This window comes from Chryseosolibacter indicum (assembly GCF_018598585.1).
Taxonomy (GTDB): domain Bacteria; phylum Bacteroidota; class Bacteroidia; order Cytophagales; family Cyclobacteriaceae; genus Chryseosolibacter; species Chryseosolibacter indicus.
In genome coordinates this window covers 26,281-47,418 of sequence record NZ_JAHESD010000039.1, presented here as the reverse complement: position 1 = coordinate 47,418, position 21,138 = coordinate 26,281, and the positions used below count along the sequence as shown (strand labels likewise).

The window sequence follows — 21,138 nt, the reverse complement described above, 5'->3', positions numbered from 1 at the left end:
CTTTACGTAGCAATAGACTTCTATGCCGCTTTTAACCCCATATCAGGATCTACAAAAATGAGATTTACCCTACTTTTAATGCTGCTGCCTTTTTTTGCAGTAGCCCAAAGCAGCTACGCTCCTTTAAATGAAGATTATTACCACTGGACTGACCGGTACGAAATTAAGACCGGTCAAATTATACCGGAGGTGTTTACTGCTATTAAGCCTTACAAACGATCTGCCATAGTCGCTTTTATTGATTCTGCCAAAAATGCAGGTGCTTTTGTTTCTACAAGCGATCAGTTTAACTACGCTTACCTGACGAATGATAATTGGGAATGGTCTAACGCCGAAACAAGCGACAGTAAAAAGCCTTTTCTCAAACATTTTTATAAGAAGAAATCAGATTTTTTCTCATTTCATGATAACGACTTTGACCTTCATATTAACCCAGTTATTTATGCGGGGCTTGGAAAAGATTCAGAACGGGAGGAAAGACTTTATATAAACACCCGTGGTATCGAGGTACGGGGAATGGTCGATCAGAAAGTCGGTTTCTATACCTACCTCACCGACAACCAGGCGGTACTTCCTTCTTACGTTTGGAATCAGATGAGGATCAATCCCGTCGTGCCACACGAAGGGTTTTGGAAGGAGTACTCCAATGGAACAGGTGTAGACTTTTTAAGCGCCCGCGGATATATAACTTTTGAGGCTACCAAACATATTAACCTGCAATTTGGCCATGATCGGTTTTTTATCGGTAATGGATATCGCTCCCTTGCATTCAGCGATTTTGCCCCGCCTTCTTTATTTCTAAAAGGTAATGTAAAAGTATGGAAGCTCAATTACCTCTTCATGATTAATCAGATGACAGCAGCAATTGAGGGGACGCTGGGCGGAATTAGCGCAAGAGACAAAAGTTTTCCCACCAAATACAATGCTTTTCATCATATCAGCATAAACATTGGAAAGAAATTGAATGTTGGAGTTTTTGAATCGGTAATTTTTTCTGCCAGTGATACAATAGCGGGTGACCATTTACGACTTGATTATCTTAACCCAATTATATTTTACAGAGCCATTGAACAACAAAATGGTAGTACAGACAATGTGTTGATCGGGATGGATTTTAAATGGAATGCTGCAAAACAATTACAGCTTTACGGCCAATTTATGCTCGATGAGTTTCTAATTGATAATATCCGTGCAGGAAATGGATGGTGGGCTAACAAGTTCGGCATTCAATTAGGCGGCAAGTATGTCGATGCGTTTGCTGTTCCTAACCTTGACCTTCACGGTGAAATAAATATTGTTCGTCCATATACATATTCTCATCATACCAATTACGGAAGTTACTCCAATTATCAACAGGCAATTGCCCATCCATTAGGAGCGAACTTCAAAGAGTTTGTTGGTATTGTGCGATATCAACCTTTGCCAAAGCTTAACTTAAAAGGTAAGCTTATTGTCATGCAAACAGGCCGCGATACTACCAACGTAAACTGGGGTGGCGACATCCTAAAAAAGAATACTACAAGGAAACAAGAGTATAATAATAAAATAGGTCAAGGCGTTTCAAATGACATATTATACGGAACTTTTACTGCCTCATGGCAAATAAAACATAATTTGTTTATTGATGGCACCGTAGTTCTCCGTAAAAGTGAAAGTGCTGTGGCATTTTATAATAACAATACTTCAATAACTTCATTAGCTTTGCGCTGGAATATTCCACAACGTTTATACGAGTTTTAGATTAGATGAAAATATACCTTCGCATTCTTCAGTATGCGCCAAACATTAATTCACGGATAGTCAAATTTATTCTCTTTTCATTTTTAGGTGCTGCATTTGGAGCAAGTTATTTAGGCCTATTAAAACCCTTGCTGGAAGTTATCTTCCTTCAAAATACGGCTGAGTCTGTTCCTGCTTATCCTGCTTTTAGTTTAAGCGTGAATTATGTGAGGGATCTTTTTAACTATCATTTCTTAAAGATCATTGAAGAAAACGGGCAGGTAAGGGCGCTGCTGTTTGTATGTATTTCCATTATTGTTCTTGTATTGATCTCTAATATTTTCCGATACATGGAGCGAATGGTTGCTTCAAGAATTAAAGTAGATGTTGTAAAGAACATCCGGATGGATATTTTTAGAAATGTATCCCGGTTGGAAATTGCATACTTTAATGACCAACGCAAAGGCGATTTGATTTCGCGTTTTACTAATGATGTCGGAGAAGTAGAAGGTACAGTACTAAACAGCTTGAAAGCCGTTAAAGAGCCGATTACGCTGATTATTCACATTGGTATTTTGTTTTCCATTTCTGTAAAACTGACATTGTTTACATTGATCGTACTGCCTGTTACAGGTTATGTAATCTCCACCATCATCAAGCGCTTAAAGAAAAAAGCGAAGCAGAGCCAGGAGTCAATGGGGCGCATAGTGAATATACTGGATGAGACGTTTGGCAGTATGCGCGTAATTAATGCCTTTAATGCAAGGCAGTTTCTAACGGATAAGATTGATGCGGAAACTTCTTACCACAGAAAAGTAAACTTGTCTATTTCAAGGAAAAATGAACTAGCGGCACCGTTATCAGAATTTTTGGGAATTATTGTGGTTGCCACCATCCTTTATTTTGGTGGTCATTCCGTTCTTTCAGGAACTGGTGATCTTAGTCCGGCTTCATTCATCGTCTTCCTGGTGTTTTTCACCATGATGATTCAGCCTGCAAAAAACTTCTCTAACGGACTTACATCTTTACAGAAAGGCATTTCTTCAGCAGAAAGAATTTTCAAAATTATCGATACTAAACCTGCCATTCAAAGTAAAGCAAATGCCGTTATACTAACGAAGTTTTCCGAGGCCATAGAATTTGTAGATGTTAGTTTTGCCTATGATAAAGAACCAGTACTTCGTAACATCCATCTCAAAATTCAGAAAGGTAAGACAATAGCGCTAGTGGGTCCTTCTGGTGGTGGTAAATCAACCCTGGCGGATCTTATTCCTAGATTTTACGATCCTACATCAGGTGACGTACGCATCGATGGTATTTCCTTAAGAGATTGCGAGCTTGAATCACTGCGAGGACAAATAGGTGTAGTTACGCAGGAGTCAATTCTGTTCAACGATACAATTTTCAATAACATCGCTTTTGGCATGAAAGATATGAAAGAAGAAGATGTGATCAGGGCGGCAAAAATTGCACATGCGCACGACTTCATCATGCAAACAGAAGATGGATATCAGACAGTGATTGGTGAGCGCGGTTCTAAACTTTCCGGTGGTCAGCGTCAACGTATCAGCATTGCGCGCGCTGTGTTGAAGAACCCTCCAATTTTAATTCTTGATGAAGCAACTTCAGCACTCGATTCTGAATCCGAACGCCTGGTACAAGATGCCCTCTTTAGTCTGATGAAGAACCGAACGTCTATTGTAATTGCCCATCGGCTGAGTACAATTCAACATGCGGATGAGATCATCGTTATTCAGGATGGCCAGGTCATTGAACGTGGTAAGCACGATTCGCTTATTCTCCAGAACGGCTTATACAGAAAACTGAACGAAATCCAGCGGATGTAAGCTATAGAAGCAGAACTGCCCGATGGCAGGCGTTGTTTCCTGTTATTGCTCTTTTTACTAGTCTTACATGTACCTTTTGAAAGATGAATTCCGCTAATTCGTTGGCTACTTTATTTTTTCGATTATACCAGTCTTAACACCATTGCCGAATCTAAACGGGTGATGGTGGTATAGATTTATAGGTTTTAATCGGATATAACAACCAAACAACCAGCTATGTGGACTAACTATCATACCCATTCTAAGTATTGCGACGGCAAAAGCGAGTTTAATGAGTATATTGACTCAGCCAGGAGAAATGGCGTAGTTAGTCTTGGCTTCTCATCGCATGCTCCTGTTCCTTTCGATTGCAAATGGTGTGTACAAAAAGAAGACTTACTTGCATATTTTGATAACATCAATGATCTAAAGAAACATGTACACGATATCGAGATCTATAAAAGCCTTGAGATCGATTTTATTCCCGGAGTAGTTTCTCCCTTCGAATATAAAGATGACCTTGATTACACCATTGGCTCTATTCATTTCGTCGATCAGTTTCCTGACGGAAGAAGATGGGAGATTGACGGAAGCCATGAATTGTTTCTGGAAGGTGTAGATAAGATTTTTAATGGCAACATGAAAGATGCCGTTATCCGGTATTTCGAACTTACTCGTGAAATGATTTTTTCGGCGGCCCCAACCATTGTAGGGCACTTGGATAAGATCAAAATTCAAAACCCTTCAGAAAAATATTACCTGGAAGCTGATAGCTGGTATCAGGATCAGATCCTTCAAACCTTACGATTAATCGACCAGGCCCAGCTGATCGTTGAAGTGAATACGAGGGGATTGTATCAAAAGAAGTCGCCTACAACATACCCAAGTCCCTGGATATTGGAGATCATCCGTGAAAAAGATATCCCCGTTACCATCAACAGCGATGCCCATCATGAAAAAGACCTGGTGAGCCATTTTGAGGAAACTGCGGCGCTTTTGAAAGAAATCGGGTTTACCAACGTATCAATCTTGCGAGGAGGCACCTGGCAACGCATTCCTTTTAACGAAACTGGCATTTTAATCTAAAGATAGCCTTCCTGGCTTACGCCCCGGTTTGATATCGATGTGCCTTTAGGGTAGCATCAATATTGCTTCTGCCATGCTTCTGCAATCCTTCTGCCAACCTTCATGAAAAGGCCTTTTCTATGAAGAATCGATGCGTTATCAGTGAATTTGCACAGAATCAGTACTGATTCTGCACTGAACCCACTCCAATCACACGCTATCGGCAATCCATTTAAACAATCTCTTCCTAATGGGTGTTAGTGTTTATCAATCGAGTGCATTATTTTTGCCCCGATAAACATTGCTATGAGTACTGAAACAGCGAGTCCAGAAAAAAAGGTTGAGAAGCAAACTTCACTTGCGGGGCACAAAGCGCCTGAACCCTATAAACCTAAAAATAAAGTTCGTATTGTAACAGCAGCCAGTTTGTTTGATGGGCACGATGCGGCCATCAACATTATGCGTAGGATTATTCAGGTAACAGGTTGTGAAGTGATTCATTTAGGGCACGACAGAAGTGTTGAGGAAGTTGTAAATACCGCCATTCAGGAAGATGCGCAGGCCATAGCAATGACAAGCTACCAGGGTGGCCACAACGAATACTTCAAATACATGTATGACCTTTTGCAGGAAAAGGGAGCAGGACATATTAAGATATTCGGAGGCGGAGGAGGGGTAATCTTACCCGATGAGATTAAAGAGCTGATGGATTATGGCATTACCAAAATCTACTCTCCCGATGATGGCCGTGCGCTTGGTCTTCAGGGCATGATCAACGACCTGGTTGAGCGTAGCGATTATCCTACCGGCGAATCCATTGATGTAAAGGTTGATGATCTGAATGCGAAAAATCACCTGGCTATAGCTCAGCTTATTTCAGCTGCCGAAAACTATTTCGATAAGCATAAAACCATCTTCGATCAGGTAAAGAAAAAAGCTGAGACGTCACATGTTCCGGTGCTGGGTATTACAGGTACAGGTGGCGCTGGTAAATCATCAATGGTCGATGAGTTGGTCAGAAGATTTCTCATCGATTTCAAAGACAAAAACATCGGGATCATTTCCGTAGATCCATCCAAAAGAAAAACAGGTGGTGCATTGCTCGGCGATCGTATTCGTATGAATGCGATTAATAATTCAAGAGTATATATGCGATCACTCGCAACACGCCAGAGCAATCTGGCCCTTTCAGCGTATGTGAAAGAAGCTATTCTTGTATTGAAAGCTGCCGGGTATGATCTCATTATCCTGGAGACTTCCGGTATTGGACAAAGTGATACCGAAATACTTGATCACAGTGATGTATCACTCTACGTAATGACCCCGGAGTATGGTGCAGCAACACAGTTGGAGAAAATAGACATGCTCGACTTTGCTGATGTAATAGCATTGAACAAGTTTGATAAGCGAGGTGCTCTTGATGCTTTGCGCGATGTAAAGAAACAATACCAACGCAACCATCAGCTTTGGAACAGCAAGGTTGAAGACATGCCAGTGTATGGCACTATTGCATCGCAGTTTAATGATCCGGGCACTAATCAATTGTATAAACACCTTATTGATAAGATAGCGGAAAAGACAGGCGCAGAATTGCAATCAACTTTTGAGATTACAAGAGAGATGTCTGAGAAGGTGTTTGTCATTCCGCCTCATCGTACCCGCTATCTTAGTGAAATCTCAGAGAACAATAGGAAGTACGATACCTGGGTAAGAGAACAGCGTGAAGTAGCACAGAAATTATATGCGATAAGAAAGTCGATTGACACGCTTAAGGAATCATCAATAGAAGACAAAGACAGATTGATTAAGGCGCTGGAAGAGCAATTTGAAAAACTGAAACTCAACCTTGATCCAAAAAACTGGAAGTTGCTTGAAGAATGGAGTAGTAAAGTAAAGCAGTACAAGGATAGTCACTTCAGGTTTAAGGTTCGCGATAAAGAGATTGCAATTAAAACACATTCAGAGTCGCTTTCGCATACTGAAGTTCCTAAGGTGGCGCTACCGCGATATGAAGCCTGGGGCGACTTGCTGTCATGGAGTTTACAGGAAAACGTGCCGGGAGAGTTTCCTTATACGGCAGGTATATATCCTTTTAAAAGAGAAGGTGAAGATCCGACAAGGATGTTTGCCGGTGAAGGCGGACCAGAAAGAACAAACAGACGTTTTCACTACGTAAGCTTGTCAATGCCTGCGAAAAGATTATCAACGGCATTTGACTCTGTTACGCTTTATGGTAACGACCCTGATTATCGCCCTGATATCTACGGTAAGATCGGCAACTCGGGTGTAAGCATTTGCTGTCTTGATGATGCCAAGAAATTGTATAGCGGATTTAACCTGGCCGATCCCAAGACTTCCGTATCAATGACTATCAACGGTCCTGCACCGATGCTGTTAGGCTATTTCATGAATGCTGCCATTGATCAGCAATGTGAAATCTACATAAAGCAAAACGGACTTGAAGAAGATGTAAAGCAGAAAATAGAAGCCATTTATAAAGATGCTGAAAGGCCGGCGTATCAAGGCGCATTACCAAAAGGTAATGATGGACTGGGCTTGATGTTGCTCGGTGTTACAGGCGATCAGGTTCTCCCGCTGGATGTATATGAAAAGATAAAAGCTTCTACCTTATCACAAGTACGTGGTACGGTTCAGGCCGATATCCTAAAAGAAGACCAGGCGCAGAATACCTGCATCTTCTCTACAGAGTTTGCGTTGAGGCTGATGGGTGATGTTCAGCAGTATTTTATTGATCAGGGTGTAAGAAACTTTTATTCGGTATCTATCTCGGGTTATCATATTGCAGAGGCAGGCGCTAATCCTATTACACAGCTTGCCTTTACGCTGGCGAATGGTTTCACTTACGTGGAATATTACTTAAGCAGGGGAATGAACATCAATGATTTCGCACCTAACCTTTCCTTCTTCTTTAGCAATGGTGTCGATCCTGAATATGCAGTTATAGGTCGCGTTGCAAGAAGATTATGGGCCAAGGCGTTGAAGAATAAATACGGAGCGGATGCAAGAAGCCAGATGTTGAAGTATCACATTCAGACATCAGGCAGATCGTTGCACGCTCAGGAGATAGATTTCAACGACATCCGCACAACATTACAAGCGCTGTACGCTATCTACGACAACTGTAATTCGCTTCACACCAACGCGTATGACGAGGCGATAACAACGCCAACGGAAGAGTCCGTGCGAAGAGCCATGGCTATCCAGTTGATCATTAACAAAGAGCTTGGGTTGGCAAAAAACGAAAATCCTTTACAGGGATCTTTTATCATTGAAGAGCTGACCGATCTTGTAGAAGAAGCTGTGCTTTCAGAATTTGATCGGATAACAGAACGCGGAGGCGTACTTGGTGCAATGGAAACCATGTATCAGCGCGGCAAGATCCAGGAAGAGAGCCTTTACTACGAAACCTTAAAGCATACCGGTGAATACCCGATTATTGGTGTAAATACATTCCTGAGTTCAAAAGGATCGCCTACAATTATTCCAAGAGAAGTAATTCGTGCTACTACAGAAGAAAAGGAGTATCAGATTAAGATGTTGCGCAACCTGCAAGCCTTCCAGGGAGAAAAATCAGCAGTAATGCTTGATCGTGTTCAGCAAGCAGCCATTCAAAACAAGAACATCTTTGGTGAGCTGATGGAAGCCACAAAGGTGTGTTCGTTGGGGCAGATCACAAAGGCGCTATTTGAAGTAGGCGGTCAGTACAGGCGGAATATGTAGGATAAGCTTCTGTTTCATTCCAAAAGGGTATCTTGGTGAAGAATCCTTCAAAAAAATAGTGTTGCTGTGTAATTGCTTCTCCGTAAATTAGACAGATTCACTTGAACCTAAGAATACAACCCTTATCAAATGAAAAGAAGCATCATTTATCTGGTGGCTTTGCTGATGGTCATGAGCCCGGCAATAGCCCAAAAGAAAAAGGGTAAAGATTCCGGTAAAACCCCGGAAGCTATACCTGTTGAAAACAAAGCTGCCCTTGCGCCTCCTGTTAAAGTAACCTCTGTTGAAGGAATTACAGAGTATCGTCTACAGAATGGATTGCGCGTTCTGTTATTTCCTGATCAGTCTAAGCAAACCATTACGGTAAATATTACCTACATGGTTGGCTCGAAACATGAGAACTATGGTGAAACAGGTATGGCTCACTTGCTTGAACACCTTGTGTTTAAAGGTACGCCTAAACATCCTAACATTCCCCAGGAGTTAACAGAGCACGGTGCCAGACCCAACGGGACTACCTGGACGGACAGAACAAACTACTTTGAAACGTTCAATGCTACCGAAGAAAATCTGACATGGGCACTTGATCTTGAAGCAGACAGGATGGTAAATTCATTCATTGCCAAAAAGGACCTCGACAGTGAGATGACCGTTGTTAGAAACGAATTTGAATCGGGTGAGAATAACCCATTTGGCATATTGCTTCAACGTGTTATGTCGACAGCTTACCTCTGGCACAATTACGGTAAGTCAACTATTGGGTCCAGAGCAGATCTTGAAAATGTACCTATTGAGAGATTGCAGGCTTTTTACAAAAAGTACTATCAACCAGACAATGCTGTGTTAACGGTAGTAGGTAAAATAGACGAGGAGAAAACGCTGAAAATGATCAATGAAAAGTTCGGTGTAGTTCCAAAACCTACTCGTGAAATTCAGCCTACTTATACAATGGATCCCACCCAGGACGGTGAACGTTCTGTAGTGTTGAGAAGAGTGGGTGATGTACAAGTTGCTATTTCAGCCTATCACATACCTGCTGGTTCTCACCCTGATTTCGCAGCTATTGATGTGCTTACACAAGTATTAGGATCAGAACCTTCAGGTCGTCTTTACAAAGCATTGGTAGACTCAAAAAAAGCAAGCAATGCAGGCTCTTTTAATTTCCAACTAAAAGAACCGGGCCTGTTATTCACTTTTGCGCAGGTGTTAAAAGAAAAATCACTGGATGACGCGAAAGCAACCATGTTAAAAACGCTGGATGACCTCACAGCCAATCCGCCAACGAAAGAAGAAGTTGAACGTGCTAAAAATGAACTGATCAAGCAAATGGAGTTAATGTATAACTCGTCCGAACGTATTGGTCTTTCTTTAAGTGAATCAATTGGTGCTGGTGACTGGCGTCTTATGTTCTTACATCGCGACAGAGTAAAGGCTGTAACAGTAGATGATGTAAAACGTGTTGCAGCGCAATACCTCAAGCCAGATAACAGAACTTCAGGTGTGTTTATACCTACAGAAAAACCTGAACGCTCGGACATTCCTCCTGTGCCTGATGTAGAAGCAATGGTAAAAGACTATAAGGGTAATGAGGCTTTGGCTGCGGGAGAAGCTTTTGATCCTTCACCAGCTAATATAGAATCGCGCGTAAAAAGAAGTGATTTACCTAACGGGATGAAATTAGCCCTTCTTTCAAAGAAGACAAGAGGTGAGTCAGTTGAAGCCCGGATAACATTACGATTTGGTGATGAAAAGACTTTAAGCGGAAAAGGAACAGCGGCAGAATTTGCTGCAAGCCTTTTGGATAGAGGAACTGCAAAGCACACACGTCAGCAAATTAAAGATGAGTTTGACAGGCTAAAAGCAAATGTTTTTATCGGCGGCGGAGCAACGCAAGCGTATGTAAATATCACAACAACGAAGCCCAATCTTGCTGAAGTGTTAAAACTCGTAACAGAAGTGTTAAGAGAGCCCATTTTCCCTGCTGATGAATTCGAGAAACTAAAGAACGAACAGTTGGCTGAAATTGAGTCAAACCGAAGCGAACCTCAGGCAATAGCCATAACAAACATTCAACGTCATATCAATCCTTATCCCAAGACTGATCCACGTTATATTGCTACGTTTGATGAAGACATAGCCAACATTAAGGCATTGACATTGGACGAAGTGAAGAACTTCTATAAGACCTTCTATGGTACCTCTAACGCTACCATGTCTATTGTAGGAGATTTCGATGCAGATGCAATTACAAAAATGGTTACTGATCTTTTGGGTAATTGGAAAAGCACTGCCCAGTTTACGCGTCTTGTTTCTAAGGCAACTCCTGTTGAGCAGATCAATAAAAATTTTGAAACACCAGACAAGGCAAATGCTTTTTTTGCAGCAGCTTTCAATTTCGAAATGAGAGATGACAATCCTGATTATCCGGCATTGGTTCTTGGTAACTATATGTTAGGCGGAGGGTTTTTAAACTCACGTCTTGCAACACGCATAAGGCAGAAAGAAGGATTGAGCTACGGAGTAGGCTCACAGTTTAATGCAGGTTCGCTTGATCCTGTCGGAAACTTTTTCGCTTACGCGATATATGCTCCGGAGAATGCAGAGAAACTGGAAGCTGCTTTTAAAGATGAAATCCAGAAAGTAATTACTACAGGATTTACTGCTGAGGAGATTGCTGCAGCGAAATCAGGTTGGACACAGTCGCGGACAGTGGCACGTTCACAGGATGGTGGTTTAGCAGGAACGCTGAACAACTACCTTTTCATTAAGAGAGATTTGAGCTTTGACAAGAAACTTGAAGATAAGGTAATGGCTCTAACACCTGAGCAAATTAATGCAGCGATGAAAAAGTATCTTACACCTGACAAGATCAACATCATTAAAGCAGGAGATTTTGCCAAGGCTAAAAAAGTAGCAGGAAGTAATTAAAAGAATGCTGGAACAAAAAAGAGACTGGTTATTATAACCAGTCTCTTTTTTATTTAATGAAATGCTTATCAATTTTTTGTCGTACGAAGTGGGTGCTTGCGTTCTGAATTCTTGGATTTTCTTCCGTTTTTAGATTGACTTTTGTGGGTAACATCAATATAGTTATGACCTTCCGCATAAAGTTCATCTGCACTTCTGGTTGAATTTCTAATGAAATTTTTTAAATCGTCATAATTAGTAAGGTTGTCAAACTCGTGAAAAGTGTAGTCGTGTGGAGTTCCAAAAGTAGGGATATCTAAATTATTTAACTCTTGGGGAATTTTAAGCTGTGGAATTGTTTGATTGCCTTTGGGAAGGATTAATATCCATTCAGAACTTTCTGAGTCACTTTCTAATTGAGCAGTTAAAAAATCAAATTCGCCTGAAGCAGAGTAATTTAATTTAGAATCAGTGAAGCTGAAATTAGCGCTTTCGCCAATATTTTTGATCTCGAAAATTTTATTAGTTACTCCTCTTTCATAAAAAATATCTTCAGTTTCGTAATAGAAGTCAGAGAAGTAAGCAGGGAACGCGGCGCCAGGATAATAAATGTCATAGCTAAGCTTTTCACTTCCGCTTGAGTAATATCCTATACGATACTTATCACTATAATCATTAACTGTAGGATATGCGGTTAACTCTACGCTTGAGTACAATGTACCTTCGGGTAAATTGGCGGTAATTTTCGTTAAGGGTTGCGTAACTTGTGACAGGTTAATAGGCGCATTTTCTCCTACAATAATATTCGAAAATAATTTATATCCTACAGGACCAGACATTTCACCAGAAAGCAGATATTTCATTACGTACAGCTTACTAGGATTTTTGCTAAGTCTTAAGGTGGCTGTTGAATTTAATTCATCAACCTGTGTTTGGTCATCCGAGGAATATATATTATAACTATAGTTTTCTAGCATCCCGTTAAAATTCAGGTTCGCATCACCTACATATGAATCTATTTCTTTTTCTTCCTCTGCATTAAATAGTACCCAATTTTTGCCTCTTTCAATTTCTCCAAACGTCCACATTCTTAGATATTCATAGTTATCTTCAACTTCAGCAAGTACCTCAGTAAGGTAGAATTTAGTTCCATTAAAAGTTGACGACTTTAGTGTCACATTATTTCCATTTTTGTACTCAGTAAAAGCAACCACATTTCCATTCTCGTCTGAAAGAAAAACAAAACCTCTCTCCTGATATTGTTCTTCCTGGTATAATTGATCAGCTGCAATCTGTATCGTTACTAGCTTATTTTGAACATTAATTTTTATTTCTTTTTCAGTTTTATTACCAGCTTGGTCACTAACAACTGCCTTAATATTGTGAGTTCCGTCGGGTACGGTGTTTGAATCCCAGCTTGCTTCAAAAGGAGCAGATGTTAAAGTAGTAAGTAAATTTCCGTCAATGAAGACTTCAATTGATGATATACTTTTACTGTCTTTGGTATCTAGAGAAATATTTACTGTGTTCCATACTGACATGTTTTCGGACATATTAGTAAACGAAACTTCAGGTTGATTAGCGTCTTTCAACCCATCGTCATCATCGCCGCAAGCTTGTATTAAAAATAGAGAAGATATTACAAGGAATATAGCACAATAATTTTGTGCTTTTTGAAGGGTTTTTAGATATAACATAAGATTAAAAGTTTAAGAATAAAATTACTCAGCGGATAGCAACAGTAAAATTTATTATAGGTTCTAAACTTACATGAGTTAACTTTTAGTATCTCGGCAGACTTTTAAGACAAAAAAAGAGGCTGATCACTCAGCCTCTTTACATTTAATTCTTTCCGAAACGTTTTCTCTCGTTTTCGGTTAAGTATATCTTCCTTAGTCGGATTGACTTTGGTGTTACTTCCACGTATTCATCCGATTGGATGTATTCAAGTGCTTCTTCAAGCGAGAACTTTATAGGAGGAGCAATTCTCATTTTTTCGTCAGCACCTGAAGCACGCATGTTGGTAAGCTTCTTGGTTTTTGTAACGTTGATAACCAAATCACCACTACGGCTATGTTCACCAATTACCTGACCTTCGTATACAGGCTCTCCTGGATCGATAAAGAACTTACCTCTATCCTGAAGGTTGTGTAAGCTGTAAGCAATAGCTTCACCTTGCTCCATCACAATCAATGAACCATTGATACGTCCTGGAATTTCACCTCGGTATGGTGCGTATTCTTTGAATCTGTGTGTAACGATAGCTTCACCTGCAGTAACGTTCAACAGGTAGTTTCTTAAGCCAATGATACCGCGTGATGGGATGTTGAACTTAAGAATCATACGATCGCCTTTAGGTTCCATGTTTAACATTTCACCTTTACGTTGCGAAACAGTTTCAATGGCTTTGCCTGCATCAGTCTCAGGAAGATCTATTGTTAGTTCTTCAAGAGGTTCGCATTTAACCCCATCAATTTCTTTAAAGATTACCTGTGGCTGGCCAATCTGTAATTCGTAGCCTTCTCTGCGCATGGTTTCGATAAGTACAGATAAGTGAAGTACTCCACGGCCAAATACCATGAAGCTATCAGCTGAACCTGTATCACCCACACGAAGGGCAAGGTTTTTCTCCAATTCTTTATCAAGTCTGTCTTTGATATGGCGTGAAGTAACGAACTTTCCTTCTTTACCATAGAAAGGTGAGTTATTGATGGTAAACAACATACTCATGGTAGGCTCATCGATAGCAATGGATTTCATTGCTTCTGGTTTTTCAGGATCAGCAACAGTGTCGCCAATTTCAAAACCTTCTAGTCCTACCAGCGCAGCAATTTCTCCTGGCTTTACTTCGTCTACCTTTTGTTTTTCAAAACCTTCAAATACATAAAGGTCTTTGATTTTTGTCTTCACGATTCCTTTACCTTCTCTTTTAACAAGAGCAATAGGCTGACCTGCTCTAATACCACCACGATGTACGCGTCCTATCGCTACACGGCCAATATAAGAAGAGTATTCAAGGGAAGTGATAAGCATCTGAGTTGAACCTTCTTCCACCTTAGGAGCAGGAATGTACTGAATGATACCATCCAACAATGGAGTGATATCTTCAGAAGGCTTTCTCCAATCGGTGCTCATCCAACCTTGCTTTGCTGAGCCGTAAAAGGCAGGGAAGTCTAACTGCTCTTCATTTGCATCAAGCTGGAACATAAGGTCGAACACTTGCTCGTGTACCTCGTCAGGTGTACAGTTCTTTTTGTCAACCTTGTTAATTACAACAATGGGTTTCAATCCCAGTTGCAGCGCTTTTTGAAGTACGAAGCGTGTTTGAGGCATCGGGCCTTCAAACGCATCAACCAATAGCAAGCAGCCATCGGCCATGTTTAATACGCGCTCTACTTCACCACCAAAGTCGCTGTGACCGGGTGTATCAATTACATTGATCTTATAATCTTTATAGCGAACGGAAACATTCTTAGCAAGAATGGTAATACCGCGTTCGCGTTCCAGGTCATTGCTGTCCATGATAAGTTCGCCAGGATTTTCGTGATCCTTAAAAAGCTTACCGGCCATAAGCAATTTGTCTACTAGTGTAGTTTTGCCATGGTCAACGTGGGCAATAATGGCAATGTTCCTGATTTTGTTAACGTCCATAAATCCTCGAATGGGGAGTGTTTTAATAATTTGAGGCGCAAAGGTACGATTTATTTATCGAATTAGGAGGAGAAGTTCAAAAATTGGCTAAGGAAAAAGAAGTCAAAAATTAAATTCTTGGTTAAGTAACAATGACTTAATCATCGCTTTATAGCGTCCGCATTCGATATAAATTCCGTTTTTAAGAGTATAGCCAGTAGATTCGGTAGTTTCAGGATCGATAACCCAATATTCTTTAACTCCGAACTTTTGATACAGTTCCTTCTTCTTTACCGTATCGTGCAGGGAATTTCCTGGAGATAATATTTCTATTAAAAGATCCGGGATGCCATGAATTGCATCATCTTTTATAATTGAAATATTTTCACTGAAAACAAAGATAATGTCGGGTTGAACGGCATTAGAATGTTCATCCAAAAAACATCGCACGCTGAAAAAAGTGTTTCTCCTAATTTGTTGTCTCTTACATATTCATGAATAGCAAAGGATAAATTTCTAAGCGTTTTCTGATGTTTTGTGGTTGGAGCAGGTGACATGTATAAAATGCCATCAATAAGCTCAGCAAGGGTGCCTTCCGGAAGCATTCTATATACTTCCATAATGGTTCTTGGCGGCGGATGGAAGTTATGATGACGCATATTCCAAATTAGGCAATTTCAGATTTCTTTATGCCTTGAACCTGAGAAATGTTCCCATGGGCAGATCGCGGTTTTGTTTTGATTTCAGAAAAAATTCGCCGAATTCGAAGTCTGCATTATTGAAGTAGGTCTTCGCCACATTCAGCCCCACAACAGCTGATAGGCCTACAGCATAGGTACTTAAGATGAAGAAGCAATTCTTCTTTTCAAGCAGTTGGCTGCTCATGTTAATGAGTTCATCCAGCTGCTCCTGAAGCGTCCATTTTTCTCCTTCGGGCCCGCGGCCGTAGGGGGGAGGGTCCATTAAAATGCCGTTGTACTTATTGCCGCGTTTTACTTCACGTTTTACAAATTTGAAAGCATCTTCATATACCCATCGGATGTTACTGAGGTTGTTGTTCTGCATATTCTGATTGGCCCAATTCAATCCAGGGCGTGATGCATCGCAATGGATTACTTCAGCGCCGGCTGAACGTGCTACTACAGAAGCAGCACCTGTGTAAGCAAATAGGTTCAGAACTTTAGGAGATGGAATATTCCACCCTGTGATGGTATCATAGATAAAATTCCAGTTGTTGCCTTGTTCAGGAAAGATGCCCACGTGACCAAATCCTGTTAAGGCGAGTCGCAACGTAAGGTTTAAATTATTGTATTGATATTGTACCTGCCATGTCTCTGGCATGGTAGGATTTTTTGACCATCCACCTTTAACATCGTCAGTAAAGCGGAATTTATCTTTTTGCTCCCGAACAAACTTGGCGTGTGCCAGCTTCTTCCATTCCTGATCATCCAGCACTTTCTTCCAGATGGCTTGAGGTTCTGGCCGGATTAGAATATATTTTCCAAAACGTTCCAGCTTTTCAAAATCACCTGAATCGATCAGTTCATAATCCTGCCATGATGATGGATGCAATAATTTCATTCGCGAATTAAATACTTAAAAAATTGGTGTCGCTTTCTTAGCGCGTAAAGGTATAGTAAATTTATTTACGTGAGCTATTTTATAATGAGCTGTATTTTTAATTTCCCGGGTAATCAAGCTGAAAATAACCTAGCTTAGAGGAACTCGTTTAAATAGGGTATAAGCTTTAATGTAAGAATCAAATGACATCAGAGACAGGCGCAGGTATTAAGTATGAGCAAATATCTTTTCCTCAATTTAATGGCTTTGTTCAGTATTTGTGGCGACTTGAAAGTCATTTAAATGATACTTCAATTCATTCTTTCGGCCCCTTGGTTGATGGTTGTCCAGGTTTAATTGTTCAACTGGGAAAAGATGGAAGTATGCACGATGAAAATGGCAATCAACTACCACGTGCGTTTTTATATGGACAAACCATTAAACTTACAAAGCTTTACCTTGCGGGTAAGTTTAAAATTATCGGCGTTCGGTTTTTTCCTAATGTTTTAAAACCTCTGTTTAAGTTCAACTCATCAGAATTAACGGATTCGTGTGTTGAGGTAGATGCTCTTCCAAAACATAAAGATTTTAATTTAATTGAGAGGCTCTGTGAAGCGCAATCGCAAAAGGAACAGGTGAATATATTGTCATCCTATTTATCTTCTATCAGTGCATGTAATGATTTAGCACCCGATCCTGTTACACAATATGTGCTTAACGAACTTATTCAATCAAAGGGAAACATTTCATTGCCGAAAGTTCAAAAGGCAGTGAATCTATCAGAGAGAAGTTTGGAAAGAAGATTTGAACAGCATGTAGGCGTGTCACCCAAGTTGTATTCACGTATATGCAGGTTTCAGGCTTCTCTAACACAACTGAAGCAGAGTAGCTTTCTAAAATTATCTGATATTGCTTTTGATAACGGATACGCCGATCAATCGCATTTTATTCGTTCCTTCAGGGAGTTTTCTGGTTATGCGCCAAAAGAATTTTGGAACTACTATCATAACTCAGGCATGATTGCCATTAATTAAAAGGGTTTAATCTGACCAATTCTAAGAGTGTCGGTTTTGTTCAATTTTCAGAAAGAGGACAGGTTAATCTTGCTGAAAAATTCACAGTTATGAAATTAATTATTTTTGGATCGACAGGACGAATAGGTACCCATCTTCTTGAGCAGGCAATTAAAGAAGGTCATTATGTTACGGCTTTTGTTAGAAATCCTGGTAAGATTAAGATTAATCCCAACCCGAACCTGAGAATTGTAAAAGGCGATGTACTTGATGTTGCTTCTGTTGAAAGTGCTATGGCAGACCATGATGCAGTACTATGTTCTTTAGGCGCGGGCCGGAAGGGAAGAGTGCGATCAGAAGGTACCCGTAACATTATTATAGCAATGCAAAGAACGAGAGTAAGACGACTTATTTGCCAAACAACGTTGGGAGCCGGAGACAGCAACGGAAACCTTAATTTCTTTTGGAAGTACATCATGTTCGGCTTACTATTAAAAGAGGCTTTTCTTGACCATGAACTACAGGAAAAGTATGTTTTTGAAAGCCAGTTGGATTGGACAATTGTTAGACCGGCAGCCTTTACAGACGGCGCGTTGACGGGAGTCTACCAGCATGGCTTCGGGCCGGATGATAAATCAATCACCTTGAAGATATCATGTGCGGATGTAGCCCATTTTATGATCAAACAGCTAACGGAAAAGGCGTATTTGTGGAAAACGCCTGGGCTTTCTTATTGATGGAACGCGAACTAGCCTTGCGGTTACTGTCAACGAATGGAATAGGTGCGTCATGTTGAACTATTTGGCAAAGTCCGGTATATCAATGCCATAAAACAGTAGCTTAGTCAGGCTGATTTTTGGGTATAGGGCAATTTGTTGTCAGGCTTTAGACTTTGCTATAAATCAACATCTGGCTTTGTTAATAATAATGCTTTGATGCTTGTACTTAATCGTTTAAAATTGGCCATGCAATTAGTTATTACCAGTACCCAAAATCCTAAGATTAAAGGTTTGCTCGGACTTGAAAAGCCACGCGAAAGAAGAAAGCAGGGAGTATTTGTAGTAGAGGGAAAGAAAGAAGTAGGGATGGCGCTGGATGCTGGCTACCAGATTGAGAATTTATTTTTCTGTGAGGAGATAATTTCAGTACAGGAGATCAAGGCTTTTGGCATTTCGAACAAAGCAATTATCGCGGTCTCTAAAGAAGTATTTGAGAAAATTGCTATTCGCGAAGGTACAGGGGGAGTTATAGCTATTGCACAACAAAAAAAGCATACGCTTGATCAGGTAAAGCTTACGGCTAATCCGCTTCTTTTAGTTCTTGAGTCGGTTGAAAAGCCAGGTAACCTTGGTGCTGTATTACGTACGGCAGATGCAGCAGGAGTAGACGCAGTAATTATCAGCGACCCTCAGACAGACTTTTATAATCCTAATGTTATTCGTTCCAGCGTTGGATGCGTTTTCAGTACACAGATAGCTTCTGCATCATCTGAAGAAACAATAGTATGGTTAAAGAGAAATAACATCCAGATCTATTGCACATACCTGAAGGCATCTAAACCTTACCATTTGGTAGACTATAGTTCGCCTAGTGCTATTATTATGGGGACAGAATCAACCGGATTATCTGATATATGGGTTAAAAATGCATCTTCAAACATTATCATTCCGATGCAAGGGAAAATTGACTCCATGAATGTCTCTACTGCGGCGGCGGTGGTAATTTTTGAGGCTAGAAGGCAAAGGGGGTTTAATAAATAATACGAGAATAAAAAATTATAATATCTAGTAAGCTACTATGGTGTTATTAAGTTACTGGATGAGAATAGCGACCTCTCTGAGTACAAGATTATTTTTGAAAAGCTGAAGAATGTTTCGAAAAATCTAGGGGAGACAATGAATGATCTGATGGATACGATGAAGGTTCCTACAAATACCAATATCGAGAAGGTTGAAATCAGGTTTAAAGATATACTTGATAAGGTAGTTCAAACCCTTGAAGGAGAACTTATTCTGGCAGAAGCTTCAGTAACGTTTGATTTTAATAGTGCTGCCCTTGTAAAATACCCTAAACATATTTGGAAAGTATTTTTCAAAACCTGCTGAGCAATGCGCTTAAGTACCGATCAGCAGAGAGAAAGACACGCATTCATTTCGAGTCAAAGACTATTGAAAACTTCATTGCATTAAGAGTTTCAGACAACGAGCAGGGTATTGATATGGAGCGCTTTGGCGACAAATTGTTTGGTCTGCATAAAACATTTCATGAACATAAAGAAGCAAGGGGTGTTGGTCTGTTTTTGATTAAAACTCAGATTGAAGCAATGGGCGGCTTTATTAAGGCGGAGAGTAAAGTAAACGAAGGCACTACTTTTACCATTAAGTTTCAACTTTGTTTATGATTATCAGTCATTAAAAAATGGGCCCAGCCAAGTTTTAACCTAAACCTAGAAACTCTAGTCATTGGCCGGACCCAAACGAGCATCTAATGCTCGACAACAATTTAACAATTTACATGCCTACATAGTAGCCCGCTTTTTCAGCTTATTTGATTGTTTCTTTCGTGCTTAAGCGAACGGCCTTGTTCAATACTGTAATCCTAATGACCGTAACCGAACAAGTTGGATAACTATACGTCTATTGTAAGCTTCTTGTTAACTACCCATCAATAGGCTCCCATAACTCGATCTTGTTCCCTTCGGGATCCAGAATCCATCCAAATTTCCCGTAGGGATAAGTTTCAATTTCACCTACTACTTGTACACCTTCTTCCTTTAAAACTGCCAGCAACTCGGTTAAGTTTTCGACACGGTAGTTGAACATAAATGGTTTTTCACTCGGCGTGAAGTACGTGGTATCTTTTTTAAAAGGGCTCCATATTGTTTGTGCCGGATGTTCTGACTCGGTATTATCTATGTCCTTCCATTTAAAAACTCCCTCAATTCCAAGATGGGTATTGTACCACTCGGTAAGTTTTTTAGGATCTTCCGACTTGAAGAAAATTCCGCCTATTCCTGTTACTCTTTTTTTCATGATGTTAAGCTGGTAATATTTGACGTTTTCGTAAGACTGCTGCTGATATAAGGGTAATTATTAAACCTACAGGTAGAATTTCTGTAAGTGTTATTGCAAAACGAAGTACCGGGTTTTTGTACGTCGCGTTAAAGTTCTCCATTTCCTTCAGGGCTTGGGAAAGCTCGGCTTCACTTGCTCCTTCGCTCTTCATTTTGTCCAGGTAATGTTGAGTGTAGAACTCAGTGAAATCACTTGCTGCAAGATTATAATAGAATTCCCAAGTGGTGGCATAAATAACAGCTGCAACAAGTGCGATAAGAATGCCAATTTTAAATCCCTGAAGAAATGTGATTACGCCGCTTTTGTAGTGATCGCGATAGGTCTTGATTCCTACAAATATCATGGACATGGCCAAAACCATGGATGCATAACCAATCAGCATCCCGCTGTCAAAATCGATTACGCCATTTTTTAAGAGTGGGGTACTAATCAGCAGCATGATTGATACTATACTTCCAGCGATAACTCCGTTGATAAGAACTACTTTTTTCATATTGTTTTTTTTTAGCAAATCAATACGAAGAGAAGCCGGAAACCTTCACCCGAAAGCACGATTTTGATACAAAAACCATTAAATCACCCTTAAGTATGGGCGGCCAAGAA

General features: G+C 40.3%; 17 protein-coding genes. 10 read left to right on the top strand and 7 right to left on the bottom strand.

Features of this window, described 5'->3' with window-relative positions:
- Positions 1–78: 78 nt before the first annotated feature.
- The 5 genes from KK060_RS15940 (at position 79) to KK060_RS15920 (ending at position 11,279) form a co-directional block, all read left to right on the top strand.
- Positions 79–1,740, top strand: coding sequence for a hypothetical protein (locus tag KK060_RS15940; RefSeq protein ID WP_254154765.1), 1,662 nt, complete (start codon positions 79–81; stop codon positions 1,738–1,740).
- Positions 1,741–1,745: 5 nt separating this feature from the next.
- Positions 1,746–3,566, top strand: a complete 1,821-nt coding sequence (locus KK060_RS15935; RefSeq protein WP_254154764.1) for an ABC transporter ATP-binding protein — start codon at positions 1,746–1,748, stop codon at positions 3,564–3,566.
- A 216-nt stretch (positions 3,567–3,782) separates the two neighbouring features.
- The gene (locus tag KK060_RS15930) at positions 3,783–4,631 is read left to right on the top strand and encodes a histidinol-phosphatase (RefSeq protein WP_254154762.1); all 849 of its coding nucleotides are present in this window, start codon (positions 3,783–3,785) and stop codon (positions 4,629–4,631) included.
- 285 nt (positions 4,632–4,916) lie between these two features.
- Positions 4,917–8,351 carry a methylmalonyl-CoA mutase family protein gene (locus KK060_RS15925; protein WP_254154761.1) on the top strand — a complete coding sequence of 1,145 codons (3,435 nt, stop codon included), beginning with the start codon at positions 4,917–4,919 and terminating at the stop codon, positions 8,349–8,351.
- A gap of 129 nt (positions 8,352–8,480) precedes the next feature.
- Entirely contained in the window at positions 8,481–11,279 is a 2,799-nt protein-coding gene (locus KK060_RS15920; RefSeq protein ID WP_254154759.1) for a M16 family metallopeptidase, read from the top strand.
- Between the two features lie 68 nt (positions 11,280–11,347).
- Here KK060_RS15920 and KK060_RS15915 read toward each other — a convergent pair whose 3' ends face one another.
- The 5 genes from KK060_RS15915 to KK060_RS15900 all read right to left on the bottom strand — a co-directional run bounded on the left by KK060_RS15915 (position 11,348) and on the right by KK060_RS15900 (position 16,469).
- The gene (locus KK060_RS15915) at positions 11,348–12,955 is read right to left on the bottom strand and encodes an Ig-like domain-containing protein (RefSeq protein WP_254154758.1); all 1,608 of its coding nucleotides are present in this window, start codon (positions 12,953–12,955) and stop codon (positions 11,348–11,350) included.
- A gap of 145 nt (positions 12,956–13,100) precedes the next feature.
- Positions 13,101–14,909 carry a translational GTPase TypA gene (gene typA, locus KK060_RS15910; RefSeq protein WP_254154757.1) on the bottom strand — a complete coding sequence of 603 codons (1,809 nt, stop codon included), beginning with the start codon at positions 14,907–14,909 and terminating at the stop codon, positions 13,101–13,103.
- A gap of 102 nt (positions 14,910–15,011) precedes the next feature.
- Positions 15,012–15,338: a Uma2 family endonuclease gene (locus tag KK060_RS25215; protein ID WP_367397497.1), complete on the bottom strand. Its 327-nt coding sequence runs from the start codon at positions 15,336–15,338 to the stop codon at positions 15,012–15,014.
- A complete protein-coding gene (locus tag KK060_RS15905) occupies positions 15,257–15,547 on the bottom strand; it encodes a PDDEXK family nuclease (RefSeq protein ID WP_254154756.1) in 291 nt (96 codons plus the stop codon). The genes KK060_RS25215 and KK060_RS15905 overlap by 82 nt, the downstream gene beginning before the upstream one ends.
- Positions 15,548–15,575: 28 nt before the next feature.
- The gene (locus tag KK060_RS15900; RefSeq protein WP_254154755.1) at positions 15,576–16,469 is read right to left on the bottom strand and encodes a class I SAM-dependent methyltransferase; all 894 of its coding nucleotides are present in this window, start codon (positions 16,467–16,469) and stop codon (positions 15,576–15,578) included.
- A 182-nt stretch (positions 16,470–16,651) separates the two neighbouring features.
- Between KK060_RS15900 and KK060_RS15895 the strand changes: the two genes are divergently transcribed.
- The 5 genes from KK060_RS15895 (at position 16,652) to KK060_RS15875 (ending at position 19,862) form a co-directional block, all read left to right on the top strand.
- Positions 16,652–17,482 carry a helix-turn-helix transcriptional regulator gene (locus tag KK060_RS15895; protein WP_254154754.1) on the top strand — a complete coding sequence of 277 codons (831 nt, stop codon included), beginning with the start codon at positions 16,652–16,654 and terminating at the stop codon, positions 17,480–17,482.
- An 89-nt stretch (positions 17,483–17,571) separates the two neighbouring features.
- A complete protein-coding gene (locus KK060_RS15890) occupies positions 17,572–18,198 on the top strand; it encodes an NAD(P)-dependent oxidoreductase (protein WP_254154753.1) in 627 nt (208 codons plus the stop codon).
- A 228-nt stretch (positions 18,199–18,426) separates the two neighbouring features.
- Entirely contained in the window at positions 18,427–19,221 is a 795-nt protein-coding gene (locus KK060_RS15885; RefSeq protein ID WP_254154752.1) for a TrmH family RNA methyltransferase, read from the top strand.
- A 135-nt stretch (positions 19,222–19,356) separates the two neighbouring features.
- The gene (locus KK060_RS15880; RefSeq protein ID WP_254154751.1) at positions 19,357–19,566 is read left to right on the top strand and encodes a hypothetical protein; all 210 of its coding nucleotides are present in this window, start codon (positions 19,357–19,359) and stop codon (positions 19,564–19,566) included.
- Entirely contained in the window at positions 19,539–19,862 is a 324-nt protein-coding gene (locus KK060_RS15875) for an ATP-binding protein (protein WP_254154750.1), read from the top strand. Before KK060_RS15880 ends, KK060_RS15875 begins: the two co-directional genes overlap by 28 nt.
- Positions 19,863–20,118: 256 nt before the next feature.
- On the opposite strand, the gene KK060_RS15870 is transcribed toward KK060_RS15875, so the two are convergent.
- Both KK060_RS15870 and KK060_RS15865 read right to left on the bottom strand, forming a co-directional pair.
- Positions 20,119–20,493, bottom strand: coding sequence for a VOC family protein (locus KK060_RS15870; protein WP_254154749.1), 375 nt, complete (start codon positions 20,491–20,493; stop codon positions 20,119–20,121).
- A gap of 4 nt (positions 20,494–20,497) precedes the next feature.
- Complete coding sequence (locus KK060_RS15865; protein WP_254154747.1) at positions 20,498–21,028, bottom strand: DUF4199 domain-containing protein; 531 nt, start codon at positions 21,026–21,028, stop codon at positions 20,498–20,500.
- Positions 21,029–21,138: the final 110 nt, after the last annotated feature.